Origin of the sequence: Flavisolibacter nicotianae, from assembly GCF_003628535.1 — a bacterium.
Classification (GTDB): domain Bacteria; phylum Bacteroidota; class Bacteroidia; order Chitinophagales; family Chitinophagaceae; genus Flavisolibacter; species Flavisolibacter nicotianae.
Genome location: NZ_RBCI01000004.1, coordinates 479096 through 494061 on the forward strand (window position 1 = coordinate 479096; position 14966 = coordinate 494061).

At 51.1% G+C, this 14966-nt stretch carries 12 protein-coding genes; 2 read left to right on the forward strand and 10 right to left on the reverse strand.

All coding sequences use genetic code 11. The features are described 5' to 3' along the window. Window positions 1–83 precede the first annotated feature (83 nt). The 5 genes from D6024_RS13810 to D6024_RS13830 form a co-directional block, all read right to left on the reverse strand. Window positions 84–521: a universal stress protein gene (locus D6024_RS13810; protein ID WP_121355207.1), complete on the reverse strand. Its 438-nt coding sequence runs from the start codon at window positions 519–521 to the stop codon at window positions 84–86. Between the two features lie 83 nt (window positions 522–604). Continuing rightward, entirely contained in the window at window positions 605–2182 is a 1578-nt protein-coding gene (locus D6024_RS13815; protein ID WP_121355208.1) for a DHA2 family efflux MFS transporter permease subunit, read from the reverse strand. A gap of 1 nt (window position 2183) precedes the next feature. After that, window positions 2184–3290 carry an HlyD family secretion protein gene (locus D6024_RS13820; RefSeq protein ID WP_121355209.1) on the reverse strand — a complete coding sequence of 369 codons (1107 nt, stop codon included), beginning with the start codon at window positions 3288–3290 and terminating at the stop codon, window positions 2184–2186. Between the two features lie 23 nt (window positions 3291–3313). Further along, window positions 3314–4585, reverse strand: a complete 1272-nt coding sequence (locus D6024_RS13825) for a TolC family protein (protein ID WP_162944762.1) — start codon at window positions 4583–4585, stop codon at window positions 3314–3316. Window positions 4586–4667: 82 nt separating this feature from the next. Then, the gene (locus D6024_RS13830) at window positions 4668–5123 is read right to left on the reverse strand and encodes a MarR family winged helix-turn-helix transcriptional regulator (protein ID WP_121355211.1); all 456 of its coding nucleotides are present in this window, start codon (window positions 5121–5123) and stop codon (window positions 4668–4670) included. Window positions 5124–5607: 484 nt separating this feature from the next. On the opposite strand from D6024_RS13830, the gene D6024_RS26735 reads away from it, so the two are divergent. Both D6024_RS26735 and D6024_RS13835 read left to right on the forward strand, forming a co-directional pair. Beyond that, on the forward strand, window positions 5608–5787 hold the full coding sequence (locus D6024_RS26735; protein ID WP_162944763.1) for a hypothetical protein: 180 nt from the start codon (window positions 5608–5610) through the stop codon (window positions 5785–5787). A 46-nt stretch (window positions 5788–5833) separates the two neighbouring features. Continuing rightward, the gene (locus D6024_RS13835) at window positions 5834–6355 is read left to right on the forward strand and encodes a hypothetical protein (protein ID WP_121355212.1); all 522 of its coding nucleotides are present in this window, start codon (window positions 5834–5836) and stop codon (window positions 6353–6355) included. 193 nt (window positions 6356–6548) lie between these two features. Here D6024_RS13835 and D6024_RS13840 read toward each other — a convergent pair whose 3' ends face one another. The 5 genes from D6024_RS13840 to D6024_RS13860 all read right to left on the reverse strand — a co-directional run bounded on the left by D6024_RS13840 (window position 6549) and on the right by D6024_RS13860 (window position 14911). Beyond that, window positions 6549–8576, reverse strand: a complete 2028-nt coding sequence (locus D6024_RS13840) for a beta-L-arabinofuranosidase domain-containing protein (protein WP_121355213.1) — start codon at window positions 8574–8576, stop codon at window positions 6549–6551. Window positions 8577–8629: 53 nt separating this feature from the next. Further along, window positions 8630–10045 carry a glycoside hydrolase family 125 protein gene (locus D6024_RS13845; protein WP_121355377.1) on the reverse strand — a complete coding sequence of 472 codons (1416 nt, stop codon included), beginning with the start codon at window positions 10043–10045 and terminating at the stop codon, window positions 8630–8632. 121 nt (window positions 10046–10166) lie between these two features. Then, entirely contained in the window at window positions 10167–12365 is a 2199-nt protein-coding gene (locus tag D6024_RS13850; RefSeq protein ID WP_121355214.1) for a GH92 family glycosyl hydrolase, read from the reverse strand. 116 nt (window positions 12366–12481) lie between these two features. Continuing rightward, entirely contained in the window at window positions 12482–13546 is a 1065-nt protein-coding gene (locus tag D6024_RS13855) for an aldose epimerase family protein (RefSeq protein WP_240410033.1), read from the reverse strand. Window positions 13547–13813: 267 nt separating this feature from the next. Continuing rightward, entirely contained in the window at window positions 13814–14911 is a 1098-nt protein-coding gene (locus D6024_RS13860) for a cellulase family glycosylhydrolase (protein ID WP_121355216.1), read from the reverse strand. Between the last annotated feature and the right edge of the window lie 55 nt (window positions 14912–14966).

Here is a 14966-nt window from a genome sequence, read left to right on the forward strand (position 1 = left end):
TCTTTGCAAACATGTTGATTTCACCCCCCCCCGTTTAGGGGATTGGTCCTCTTTCTACCAGCGGTAATTTGTTTGTTGGCGGCTTAATGCCGGCCCTTGTTGAAGGGCACAACCAAAACCGGTACCGGGGAATGACGGACCACGTATTGCGCCGTTCCGCCCATGAGAGCATGGTACAATCTTCCCCTGCCGTGCGTACCCATTACAATCATGGTGGCCCTGGCTTCGATCGCCTGTTCAACAATGTCACGCTGTGGGTCACCAATACAGACAAGCGTTTGTATGGCAATAACCGGGTGGTTGTTTTTGATTTCTTCCAGCTCCTGCTCCGCCAAATATTTCCGAGCCGCCCACTGATCCGAAAAAATCATCCCGTTGTCGGGCGGAAAATACTCCAGGTTTTTATTGATGATGACCACCAACTGCACCCGGGCATTCATTTTCTTCGCAAGGTCAAAACCGGTCTTCAGCACTTCCTCTTTCATTGTGCCCAGGTCAGTTGCAACAAGCAGGGTATCCATAAATTTTTTTTAATCGTTCTAAAAGATTTTACCCGCACCGGCCAGGCTTTCGAACGCAGCAGGCGACAACGCGACGATTTTTCCTATTCCAGGTGCACATCAACAGGCGCTGTGCCGGCAGATTTGTTGTTGCGGATCAAAAGGATGATGGGCGCACAACAAAGCACGGCCAGGGCCACGATCCAGAAAATATTGTCGTAGCTCACCAGCGATTGTTGTTTGAATATGGACAAATTGGTCAGGTGATACGCCATCTGCCGTGCATCATCCAGGAAGTAGCCCTGGGAGGCGAAGTTTTGCGTCAGCATGTTTACGCGGTCCTGGAACGGCTCGTTGTAAATATTGGCATGTTGCAGGAGGTAGACGTCGTTGGAAGCATTGCGGTGCACCAGGATCACGTTCATCACGGCAATGCCCACAGCGCCGCCCAACTGGCGGATCATGTTGCTCAAGCCGGCTCCCTGCGGAATGTCCAGGCTTTTCAAGCCCTGCAGAGATAGCGACATGACCGGCGAAAGCATAAAGCCAATTCCAAATCCGCGCAGGATAAAAGGCCAGAAGAAGAATGCTTCGTTTGAATCGGGCGACGAAAAACTCATGATGGCAGCGAAGCCAAAAACCATCGCCGTTCCAATGAGCATGATCACCTTGGGATTGTAGCCCTTTGTCAGGAGCCGCCCGACAATGGCCATCGACACCGCCGAAGCAAGGGCACCGGGTATCATGAAGTTACCGGTCTTTGTGGCCGTCCAACCCAACCCGATTTGCACAAAGAGCGGGAACACGAAGACCGTTGCCAGCAAGATCATTCCCACCACGAAGTTGAGCACCGAGCCAAGCGCCAGGTTCCAGTTTTTTAGCAGCCGGAGCTTGACTGCTGCGAATTCATAGGTCCATTCCCGCCACACGAAACCGACAAAACCGGCGGCCGCAATGATGGTGAACAGTAAAATTTCCCTGCTCTCAAACCAATCCTTGCTACTGCCCTCTTCCAGTACAAACTGCAGCGAGCCAACGGCAACGACCAACAAGCCGATCCCGGCCCAGTCGATCTTTTTCGGCTTGCTGGCACCGCGCCGGTTTGTTACATAGGTCCACGACAAATACGCCGCCAGCAGGCCAATGGGCACGTTGATGAAAAAGATCCAGTGCCAGGAATAGTTATCGGTTAAAAAGCCACCCAGTGTCGGACCAAATGTCGGTCCGAGGATCACCCCCACACCAAAGATGGCGTTGGCAATGTTGACCTTTTCGGGTGGAAAGGCTTCCACGATGATGGTTTGCGAGGTCGTCAGCAGGGCACCCCCGCCAATGCCCTGGATAAAGCGCCAGGCCACCAAACCCCAAAGTGACGTTGCCAGCCCGCAAAACAGCGAGGCAATAGTAAAAATGAGAATGGATATGGTAAAATACCGCTTCCGTCCGAAGAGGTCGCCCATCATGCCCGACAGCGGGATCATGATTACGTTTGAGATGGCATACGAGGTGACCGTCCATGCAATTTCCGTCGTTGACGCACCGATGCTGCCGCTGATTTCCCGCAGGGAAACATTGACGATAGACGTATCGATCAACTGCAGGAGAGCCGCACTGATCGCCGTTATGACAAGGACGGCCCGCTCGGCTCCCTCGGGGTATTTGATTGTTTGCTGTGCCTGCATGTTAGTTAATTTCTATGTCTACACTGGCACTCAGTCCCGGTGTCAGCGTAAGGTCTTTTTGCGCCGTTTTATCCAGTTTGATCCGTACCGGGATCCGTTGGGTGACTTTCACGTAGTTACCGGTTGCATTATCCGGGGGAAGCAGGGAAAATTTGGCACCTGTTGCCGCCCCGATGGATTCGACTTTTCCCGTCAGTTTCAGGGAAGGATAGGCATCGAGATCAATGTCCACTTTCTGGCCGACATGCATACGGTTCAACTGTGTTTCCTTGAAATTGGCGGTCACCCACAAATCATTCGACTCCACGGCCGAACAAACGGGTTGTCCGACCTGCAACAACTGGCCTTCTTCTACAGCTTTTTTTGACACCACGCCGTCGAATGGGGCCACGATCACGGTATAACCCAGTTGCGATTCGGCTAACTGCAATTCGGCCAGCCGTTGCTGCACGAGGGCATTGGAAACACCCACCTGCTCTTTCTGTGCCTGCGCATTGACCTGCACACTGCCGCTTTGCGTAGCCGATGCCTGGTACTGGCGCACGGCCACTTCGTGCTGGGCACGGGCACTTTGGTATTCGGCCCTCACCGCATCCAACTGCTGTTGTGTTGCCGCCCCTTCGGTAAACATTTTCTCCACGCGGTCCACTTCTTTTTCCGCCTTGTTCAGCCGTGCGCTGGCGGCGGTGATATTGGCCTGCAAGGCCGATGCGTTCAGCGATGAAGCACTTGCACTTTGGGTTGCCGCCTGCGCCGTGACGCGGGAAACGCCGGTTTGCGCTTCGGCACTTTGCAACTGCGCCTTGGCCTGCATTAGTTTGGCCTGGTAATCCCGGTTATCGATAATCACCAGCGTATCGCCTTTCTTTACCTTTTGATTGTCTTCAAACCGTACTTCCTTTACAAAGCCCGATACTGCGCTGCGTACGGAGGTAATGGTGGCGTCGATTTGGGCGTTGTCGGTCGACTCGTGGTGCTGCCCGTGCAGCCAGGCCCTAAGGCCAAAAAAGCCGGCAACCAGTACCACAGCGCCGATAATCAGCAAGCGTGAATAATTCTTCTTGCCCGGTGTTTCTCTAAGAGAGGTTTCTTTGCTTTTCGTTTCCATTTTTGTATTGAAATTGAATTCGGTTAATATCCCAATAACGTATTGTATTGTGCTTTGGCAATGGCCAGTTGCACCTGGTGAAGGGTGAGGTTCAACTGCGCCGCATTTTGTGCGTTTAACTCCTGCAGGTATTCCGTGGAGGTGATCACGCCGTTTGCCAACTGGCTGGCAGCTGCCCGGATGATCTCCTGCCTGTTTTTGACGATCTGCGCATCCTTCGAGATGATGCTTTGGTATTTTTCAATCTCCGCCGTTTTTTCCGTTAACGAGGCCTGCAGATTCTGGTTGAACGTCTCCTGCTGGCTGTTGACGATCTCTTTGTTCAGGTCTATGATCTTTTGTTGCTTGGATTGGGTGAAGAGATTGTTCAAATTCCAGCTCAGCCCCAGACCGCCGATGCCATAGGTCCGAAGGTTTGTATTTAAGAAATTGTAACCCGGCCGTCCGTAAAAGCCCTGCCCGAAGACATAGAGATTTGGATGCGATTCTTTTTTCAGCAGTTCGGAACGGATTTCGAGAACATTGCGCTGCGCTTCAAACAACTTCAACTCGGGCCGGTTTGCAGCCTGCCCCGTCATCATTCCATCCGACAACTGCATCCGCGTTGTTTCACCTACGGCTAACCCGGTTAAAATCGCCAATTCACCGGTCAACCCTTTTACGGTGGCATTGATGTCGTCGATGCGTTGCTGCGTGGCCAGGATTTCGGATTCTAAAACGAGTTGATTGCTTTTTAAAACGGCACCATTGGCGACACCAACCGCCACTTTTTTCCGTTGCGAATCCAGATCCAGCAACCGAAGTTTGAGAATGCCCAGGTTTTCGCTTTGCAATGAGGCATTGCCCATCAGGTTTGTCACCCGTTCACGCAGCCGCTGCAAATCAACGTCCACCTGCGACAAACCAATGGCGGTCTGCGCCTGTTCCAGTTGCCTGCGGGTTCTTACAGTGCCAAACTGCGTCAGCGGAAGCCGCATTTCCAGTCCAATGTTATAGTTATCGGGTTTCTGCCCCAGGCCTTTTGGCAGGCCCGGCATATCCAGCGACGTCACCTCGCTCTGGTAGGTTGCCTGTCCCGTTGCATTTACCTGCGGATAAAGCGATGCATCGAGCAGCTTTTGATTTTCCCTGCCCGCTTCTTCCAGTAGTGACTTTTGCTTCAGGGAAGGATAATTTTCCTCTGCGTTGGAAAGTGCCTCGCTGAGTGTCAGCAGCTTTTGCTGGGCATTTCCTGCCAGGCTGGCTGCGCCGAGGAACATACAGAGTAACACGGTTTTCAGTTTCATTTGTTTCATCTTGCTTTGTTTCATCTACCATCAAAAGGCCAAGTAGTAAAACACTTAATCGTTAAACATTTTACTATTTAGCCAAATTTTTTTAGCTGTGCGCCGAAGGATTTAGGTTCGACTGTATTTTTTCAAACAACAGAATGCCATCCTTAATCAACTGCACGGGGATGTCTTTTCCGGCTACGGTATACATCTCGTCGATCCAGGGCAGGATGACTGCCTGCAGCCGGCTGCCTTCGGGCAGAAGGGTAATGATCTTATTCCGGCGATCGTTGGGATCTTCAAAACGCTGCACCAGCTTTCGTTTGGACAGGTTGTCGATCAGGTAGGTCAGGCTGGCCTTGTCCTTGTGCAGCAAATTGGCCAGTTCCTGCTGGTTCACCCCGTCTTTTTTCCACAACTCGATCAGGACCTGCAGCATTTCGAAGGTCAGGTCGATATTGCTTTCCTTGAGCTTGTTCCGCAAAAAGGATTTGAACTCCAGCATGGCCTTTCGCATGGACATTGTAAAGGCCGATAAGGTATCGTTTTTTGTCATTGCCATAAACAGGACACAAAGTTAAGCATTTAATAGTTAAATATCAAACCAATTTGAATTTTTTTCTATTAGCCGGCCATCGAACCGGCCCTGACTGCTTCGAACGGGACCGGGAAAGGCCCAGTTTGGCCGGCCGGCTTTGCTCATCGGTCCTGCCTTTTTCCGCTATTTAAATTCGATGAAACGTTTCCCTTCCCTTTTGCTAAAATTCACCGGGATGTTCTGTTCCGTTTTGGATTTCCGTATGTTTGTCGACGATGACAGGTCAACAAAACAAGATACATCACACGCATCCGGTCGAGTTCGTGATTCTCGATATGAGTGATTGTTACACCTGGTCGTTCCCGGAGTTTCTTCCTTTTTGCCCTCAACTGTACTATTTCTCCAGTTTTAAGGACTTTAAAACATCGGCCCAAGCCTAACCATCCGCAAGGCTTGGGATTTTTTGCATTTGACTTCTTTCCGTCATTCATCCATTAAATCATTTGCAATGCGCAGAAATCAAAAACAGATTTCAGTACGCGGCATGGCGGTCGTTTGGTTTGTACTTCTCAACACCATTGTTTTGGAGCAGGGATTTGTTTCAAACCACGGTTGGTATAAACTCATACCTGTCACCTTTCCGCTGTTGCTGATTTCAATCCTTCCTTACATAAAAAAATCTGTCTAAGCATCATCCCGGTGATGATGAATCCATCACCTCAAAAATTGAGTCTATGTCGACACTACTTGTAGCATCCATCCTGGTTGCCCTCGTTGCAGCCGTTTGCTTTATGCTTGTTCATCTTGATAACAAACAAAAACGCAAGGCCATGAACCATCTACTTGACCAGTTTAGCCAGGCAGGCTCGCTTCTTCAGTTTACATTCTCGAGCCAGGAAATCCTCAAAGACGCCATCCTTGGCCTGGATGGTGCACGGCGAAAACTTGTTGTGGTGAAACGCAGCAGCGAAAACGTGTACAACACGCTGGTCATTGACCTTTTCGCGGTCAACCGCTGTTCAGTGAAAAAGCAATACGGCACCATCAACAGCGGCGAATTAAAAACCAGGAAGCCGGAACAATATCTGGAAGAAATTGTACTCCATTTTGAAGTCGCCTACAAAGAGCCGGTAGAAATTGTTTTTTATAAACATTTTGACAATCATCTCACCGAGATTGCCGAACTGGAAGCGAAAGCAAAACAGTGGGAAACGATCCTTTCAAAAATGATTGCCCCGTTGAAGAAAACAGCCTAACGGGTTTGCCGTTGTCGTTGCGAATCCCCTGCAGGCGCAGGGGATTTTTTTCCGAGCAATTAGTTGCAAAATGACAGGGCAGGTTTTCGCAGTCGTCCGGAAGGTTAAAACCAACCTGGAGACCTCCTACCAGTGAAAAAAAATTGTACAAGCGGACACTTCTCCTGGCTACAGGCAGGGAAGTTTCTTCATTTCATCGGCGTATCAGGGGGAACTGGGAAATGTGCAGGTTGGTGCAGCCATAGGGAATTAAGACAATCTGCTCTGTTTCTTTTTCTGTTTCCAACCCGTTCGTTATGCTGTAGGGAATGGGGCCTGTCATTCCGTTGTAAAGTCCCCACGACGGGATTCGCCTGGCCGCTGCCCGTAGTTCAACCGGGGCATTCTCCGGGTTCCAGGGAAACGCGGCCACCTCTCCTTTTTTTGTCACGGTAATTGCAGTCTCCAGTTTGCCGGTCGGTACCTGAATCAAACCATAGTTCCAGGGTGACCGGGGATAAACCTCGTCATAACTTTCGCCGTATTCAACCGGGTCTTTTTCATTTTTGATTTTTTTCCACTCTTCTTCCATCTTCAATGCATAGACCAATGGGCCGCGTTCGACGGAAACCGCGTTTTCGTACCAGGTGTTTTGAAACAGGTGCATCGGTAACTGCAGTTCCACCACATCCCCGGCCTTCCATTCCCTGCTGATTTTTACAATGGAATTGCCGGCAGCTTCCTGGTACTTGGCTCCATTGATTTTGACAACCGCATTTTTACACCATTGCGGAATGCGAAGATGAAACGGGAAGGCAACCGCTTTCTTTTTGCCTGCCATGGTCAGCGTAAACCGGATCGCCTCCTCAAAAGGATAGGCAGTTTCCTCGCTGATGGAAATTGCGGTTCCGTCGCCCACAAAAGCATTCACCTCGCTGGGTGCGTAAAGCAACGCTGCCACCCCGGCATCCGGTGTTGCATACCATAAATTCTGGGTAAATTTTGGCCAGCCCTGGTGCATGTTGGACGTGCAGCAGGGATAGCCCGTCAGCAGGCCGTAACAAACATCGGTGCCGCCATGGTTCTGGTCAAAATTGCGTGTCTGCCGGGTCATCATTACCTGGTTGGCCTGCTGAAAATATTGTCGTGCCATGAAATCGTCGGTAACCTGCGCCGGCAGCGCATTAAAGGCGATCTTTTCCAGTTGATCGGCATAGGCCACATTGCCAGTGATGCCCAGCATGCCTTCCAGCGAAAACATCATCTCCACTGCCGAGCAGAGTTCGGAACCCTGCGTTGGATTGTTGCCGTGCAACGCTTCGTCGCCGCCATACATGCCATGCGCCATGCCGTTGTACTTGCGCAAATCAGCAAGGCTTTTGTTGGTTGCGTCAATGTACTTCTGCTCGGGATGATGCTGGTAGTAAACAAGCGGCTCTTTCATACCCTGGGCCAGGTTGACACAATGGATGCTGCCTTCCCGGGAGAGCAGGTCAGTGTTCAAAAATGCATTGGTGTAGTCGAAGGTTTGCTGGTGGATTAAGTCGCCGAGTTCCAGTAAAAACGGATCACCCGTGATGTTGTAAAGCCAGTACACCACCTGCAGGTTATCGCCACCCCTGTAGCGGGCCCAAAAGGTCCAGTGATCCAGCGGGTTTTTGGGCAACTCTTTTAACTGGTACCGGAAATACCTGGTCATCAGGTTGATGACCCGTTTATCACCGGTTGCAGAATAATACTGCTTCAGCACTTTCAGCATGACCATCTTTGGCCACCAATCGCGGCTGTTGTCACGCTGAATGCCTCTTTCGTACGGATAATCTTTCGACGGACCAAAATAGCCGTCGGGCTGCTGGCTATTGAGGGCCCATTCGATCCAGGGTTTTGCTTTTGCAATAAGTTCCCGGTCGTTTAAAATATATGCCAGCGGCACCAGCCCGTCGATCCAATAGGGTCCTCTCTCCCACTGGTCGCCGTCGCCACCGAGCCAGCCGTTGCGCTGGTTCATCACCAGGGGATAAAGTTTGTCCAGGTTTCCGGTTGCCCCAGCCTTTTGGCGGAGCAGCATTTCTCTGAGCCAGCCCTGTGGTTTGATGGCACCCAACGGCAATTCGATATAGGGATTTTGCCGCAACGGGGCACGGCTGGCTACATAGCCCTGGAAGGCAATGGCCTTGTTTGCCGTTTTCACCTGTGCCATCACCGGTGATGAAATCAAAAGGGCATACAGAAGAAATTTCATTTGTCTGCTGTTTCTTTTATTCGCAAGGTTGGCTCTTTATTCATGCTGCTTTATCAGGCCAGAAGCTGCGGCTTTTCTTTATACACCTTCCAGAGAAATTCCCCAAACAAGGTATTGGCCCAGGCAAACCATTTGCGGGTAAATTTTTTGGGATTGTCTTTGTGAAACGATTCGTGCATAAAGCCGGTATCGCCATGGGTTGCCTGCAATGTCTGTATGCAGGTGCGCACCTCTGCCTCGTTTGACGACGTCATGCCCCGGATGATGATGCTCAGGGGCCAGATCATATCCAGGCCGGCATGCGGTCCGCCAATACCCTCCGCAGCCTTGCCTTTAAAAAAGAACGGGTTGTCGGAACTCAGCACCAGCTTTCGTGTATTTTGATAAACCGGGTCGGTAGCCTTGACAGAATCCAGGTAAGGCATTGCCAACAGGCTCGGCACATTGGCGTCGTCCATCAGGTTGAAACTGCCAAACCCGTTCACTTCATAGGCGTAGACTTTTCCAAATCGTGCATGCGTTGTGGTGGCAAATTGCTGCAGGGCTTTTTGTACTTCGTCTGCCAGGGCGGTGCTTTCACCAGCCAGGGTATTGTCGTGGTAAACGGCGGCCGCAATCGCTGCTATCTGCCGCAGGCTTGCGACAGCAAAAAAGTTCGAGGGCACCAGGTAGGGATAGATTGTCGCGTCGTCGCTGGGGCGAAACATGGAGCAGATCAGGCCATTGGGTTTTGCCGGGTAGCCATAACCACCCAACGGCACCCCGTCTGTTGCCCAAGCCGTTGTCCGTTCGAACTTGTAGGGGCCCTTGTCTGCCTTGCGCTGCTGTTCGCGGAATGTTTTGATGATGGTTTTTGCGGCTTCTTTCCAACCGGCGTCGAAGACCGACGTGTCGCCGGTGGTTTTCCAATAGCCGTGCGCCAGTCGTACCGGGTAACAAAGGCTGTCAATTTCCCATTTGCGCTCATGCAAACCGGGTTTCATTGCCGTGTGATCGTTCTTCCACTCACCGACTTTACTGCGGTCTTTGTAAAACGCGTTGGCATAAGGATCGAATAAAATATTTCGTGCCTGACGGTTGATCACGCCGGCAATCAACTGCTGCAGGGCTTTATCCGCCTTTGCAAAAGAAAGATAAGGCCATACCTGCGCCGTGCTGTCCCGCAGCCACATTGCATCAATATCACCGGTAATCACATAGGTATCGGGCTTGCCGTTGACCATCGAAAAATCAACCGTTGTGTCCAGTGTGTTCGGAAAACAATTGTTGAAAAGCCAGGCCAATTCCTTGTTCTTTACCCTGGCGGCAAAATCAGTGATGGCCTTTTCTACACTGGTGCTTTTAAAATGCCGTTCGCTCTCCGGGATGCGCACAACCGGGAATTCATTCAGGGCCGCAAATACATTCGGCTGGAAGAAAACACCGGCGCCGATAAACCCCGTGTTTTTTATAAAATGTCTTCTGTTCATTTTCTCTTTTGTTTTACTGCAAAATCCGAATCGATAACGATTTTGCAACCTAGCTTTTTTGTCGCTTTTTTGTTCCTGTTTTTTTGTGATGCCGTTGGTGAAAAGCGATTGATTCAAAACGTCAGGGACTTTTTACCGGTGCCGTTCCCGTTTTTATGTCAATCGATCCCCCGTTTCGGAACAGTTCGTGCGGCACAAAAAAACCGTGTTGCAAACGACCGTTGACCGCAATGCTTTCCAGCTTTCTGCCGGCTCCGCTTTTTCGAATGGTGAGTATCCTGCCGTTGTTCTGCTTCCACACCACCCGATCGAAAAGCGGCACCGTAACCAGGTAGCGGTCATCAACAGCCACATAAGGATAGAGTCCCAATGCACTGCAAACATACCATGACGACATTTCGCCGGCATCATCCATCCCACAAAGGTCAAGACCCTGTGGGCCCATCCCGTACAAGCTGTCCAGGATAAAATCGATGATCTTTTGCGATTTCTCCGGCTTTCCCACAAAATAATAGGCAAACGGCGCTTCGTGGTCGGGCTGGTTGCCGTGGCAATACTGGCCAATCATGGTTTCCACGTTGCGGGCAATATAGGCCGGGTTCCAGGGAAGCGTGAACAGCGAATCGAGTTTGCCCTCAAATGCGTTCTTTCCGCCGTACAAACCGATCAATCCATCCATGTCGTGCGGCGCAAAAAACGATACCTGCCAGGCATTCGCCTCACGGTACATGTATTCGTAGTAGGGATATTGGGGGTTGAAATTTTTTACCCAGTCACCGTTCGCCAGGCGCCCCCGCATGAAGCGTGTGGAGGGGTCGAAGACATTCTTGTAATTCTTCGACCGCTCCATCAGTTCGCGGTAATGAGCGGTATCACCCAGCTTTTTTGCCATTTGGGCAAGGGCATAATCATCGTAGGCATATTCCAGCGTTTTGGACACACCGGTGTTCGCCTTGGTTTCGACGTGCGGATTGGGAAGATCGGGTTCCGAAATAAAACCCTTCTCGCGGTACTCGTTCAGGTGCGGCCGGCTGCTGCCTTCCACATACGCATTTCGGAGCAAGAGGTTATAAGCTCCTTTTACATCAAAATCATCGATCCCGCGGAGGTAGGAACCGGCGATGAAGGACGCGGCATGATCGCCATGAAAAAACGTCGGGATAAACCCTGTTTTGTCACCCATGTCTTTCAACGACCGGATCACATCGGCCGTAACCTTCGGCGAAACAATACTTAACAGCACCAACTTGTTGCGGTAGGTGTCCCAAAGCGAAGGCACCGTGTAATAATTGTAGGTTGCCTTTACAACCGAATCTTTTACATCGGTATACTCCCCGTTTACATCGCTGCGAAGTGCAGGCCACAAAAGGGCCCGGTAAAAAGAAGAATAAAAAAGTTGTTTTTGCTTACCGGTTCCACCCTGCACCGCAATTTTCGACAGCATCGCTTCCCACGTGCTGTCGGCTGCGCTTCTGATTTCTTCAAAAGACCGGCCGCCTATTTCCTGCTCCAGGTTTTGCTTCGCGTTGCCGGTGCTGACAAACGACAATCCTATTTTCAGCTCGACAGGGCGGGTGGTGCCATCATCTTTCAACTGTACGATTGCCCTTCCTTCCCGCCTGCCCTCAGACACTATATCGAGACTGGCGATGTTGCCGTTTACCGTTGCGTAAAAACAGATCTTGTCATGCCCTACCTGCTGGTAGCCCTGGACCGCCGAAGGTCCCGCCTGTTCGATATGCCAGCCATTCACCCGGTTGTTTGCCCTTGCCAGGTCAAACAGGATTTTGCGGTCTTTGTGGTTGGTAAACTCGTATTGATGATAGCCACAGCGCAGCGTGGAAGTGAGGCGAACGTTGATGCCGTAATCCTGCAGGTAAACCTGGTAAAATCCCGGCGCGGCCGATTCGCTTGCATGTGAAAAACGCGACGAGTAGCTTCCGCCCTTTACCTGGCCCGGCAGCGGCAAAACCGGGATATTGCACAAGTTCCAATGCCCTTTGTTGGTGTGCGCAAAGCCGACTATGGTGGTATCCTCGTACTCGTAACCGGCACCGGAGCCGTATTCGGTCATGGGGCTAAGCTGCACCATTGCATTGGGCAAAGCAGATCCGGGGTAGGTTAGTCCGGACCAGGGCCGCCAGCCCTTCGGAACAGTAAAGCCAACAATCCGCGGGTCGGTTAAGGGGGTTGTCCCGATGAAAGGATTGACGTATTGCGTAAATCCCTTTCTGCTTTTCGCAACGACCGGTGCCGTGATTTTACAGGAGGTCACCGTCATCCAAACGAATCCTGCCAGTATGGAAAGAAGCCAACGCATGCCCGTTCAAAAATTTATTAGCCAATGGAGCCGCCATTCACGGAATTGCGTTCAGTTTTTGTACATCAAACACATTATTCCATTTCGTGGTGGCAAAATTCTGTCTTGCAATTGCCTTAGCGGGATGAGAATTTATACACAGAACTTGTCCGGTAGGTCTGTCCCGGTTTCAGCACGGTACTCGGAAACGCAGGCTGGTTGGGCGAATCCGGGAAGTGTTGTGTTTCCAAACAAAACGCTGTCCGGAAGTCATCCTTCGCACCGCCCTTGAAGGTGTTTTTGCTTTGCATGAAATTACCACCGTAGAACTGCAGGCCGGGTTCTTCGGTGTACACATCCATCACAATGCCGGATTTGTCTCCCACTACGGTCGCCGCGTGTTTCATTCCGGTGCCGCTCAACACAAAATTGTGGTCGTAACCCTTGCCATTTTGCAACTGTTCGTTCTTTTCCTCCACCCGTGCGCCAATGGCAACCGGTTTGGTAAAGTCGAAAGGCGTGCCGGCAACAGGCAGATTTTTTCCGGTTGGAATTAGCGTGGAGTCGACCGGCGTGTACTGGCTGGCGTTGATCTGGAGGATATGATTGTTGATGGTACCGCTGCCTTCGCCGTTCAGGTTGAAAAACGCATGGTTGGTCAGGTTCACCACCGTGGTTTTATCGGTCGTGGCTTCGTACTCCAACTTCAATTCATTGTTCGCCGTCAGTTGATACACCACCTTTACATTCAAATTTCCCGGGAACCCTTCTTCGCCGTCTTTCGAAAGATAAGTCAGGACAAGGGTCGAGTCATTTGGCTGGTCTGCGTTCCACAACACGGCCTGGAAACCTTTCTTCCCACCGTGCAGGGTATTGGGACCGTTGTTGGTGAACAGGGTATATTGTTTTCCATCCAGCGAAAATTTCCCCTTTGCAATGCGGTTGCCATAGCGGCCGATCGTGGCACCGAAATAAGGTTCGGTGGAATTTGCGTAGTCGTCCGCATTTTTAAAACCCACCACGACGTCCGTTGGCTTCCCGTTTTTATCCGGCACCAGGAGACTGACCAGCCGGCCACCGTAATTGGTAATGGCAGCCGTCATGCCCCTGCTGTTTTTAAGGTGATAAAGCGTGGCTGTTTTGCCCTCGATGGTCCGTTGAAAGCCTGTGCTGTCTGTTCCGGCCGTTGCTTGATTTGTCATTGAATCCGTTTCACTTTTTGTTGTCGCAGACTGGTTTTCGTTGTTCGAACACGCAAAGAGAAGCGTGCTGAGTAAAAGTGGAAGGATGTTTATCCGTTGTCCATTCGTGTGCATAAATTGAAAAATTGGGTAGTGGCGTACAAATATCGAAAGCGCCGGTTTTGATTTTCGTTTTCAATGCCTGTCGTAAATAGTGAATCTTCAATCGTGAATAACGCGACGTTTTTCACTCCCTGCTCACAACAAGAATTCGGTTGACGGCTGTCCTTACTGCTGCACGCCATTGAGTTTTTTAATCAGGGCCACTTCTTCTTCTTTGTAGGGCGTTCCGTCTTTGCGGAAAATATCATGAAACCAAACCTTTGGCTCGTTGCCGTCCGGCATCGGTGTATCCCAGGCATAGATCGTGTTGGTTTTTCCCGCCACAAAGCCCCAGTTGATGGCACCGACCTGCTGTTCTTTCAGCAACGGCAGAACGGTTGCAAACTGGCTGTTCCGGGTGCGGGCCATGTATTCGGTACAAATCAGGGGCTTGCCGTTTGCTTTCAGCAACTGGATTACCCGCTTGTGCCAGGGTGCCTCTTCGTAGTCGTGGTACGTGATGACGTCCGAATTGGCCAGTTGGTAGGCGTTGAGTTTTTCGAAATCCCAGTTCCACAAGCCGGCGCTGACCGGCTGGTCGGGATTGACCTCCCTCGCCCACTGAAATACCTTTGCCAGCAATGCAAGCGAGGAATCTCTTTTACCGGAATTCCCCGGCTCGTTGTACAAATCCCAAAGCAGGATCCGCTTGTCGTTTTTGAATGTCGTGAGTACGTCTTTCACGTATTTCTCCAAGCCGGGGTAAAGTTTCGCGTCGTTTGATGCCGGCTGTCCCGGGTCCTGCATCCATCCGGAATTGTGTATGCCCGGTTTGGGCTCCGGTTGTTTACCGGCAACCGGTGTTTTGTTCCAGCAGTCGTCGAAAAAAACCAGCATGGGTTGAATGCCGTGCTTGTCGGCAATGCTTAAAAACTGGGCGACGCGTTTTTTAAATCCCTGCGGATCCTGTTTCCAGGCGAGGGAATGCAGGAAGACCCGCATGGTGTTGAAACCAATGCCCTGTGCCCAGCCCAGTTCTTTGTCGATCGTGGCCGGGTCGAAGGTCTCTGCCTGCCACATCTCGAGTTGGTTGATGGCGTTGGCCGGAATATAATTGGCACCGGTAAGCCATTGATGCCGGCTATACCAGGCATTCGCTTTTTCCGGAGTCCAGACCTTGCCTGCGACAGCCGTCTTCGCTACGGGTTTGACGGTTTGCTGTGCGGAAGCTGTCGTTGTTAAAAACAGCAACGCATATCCTAAAAACCGGGTCCCAAACTTCATGTGCATATCTATTTTGAATGATCAATTATTCGTGCGGCAACTCACAGACCGGCCT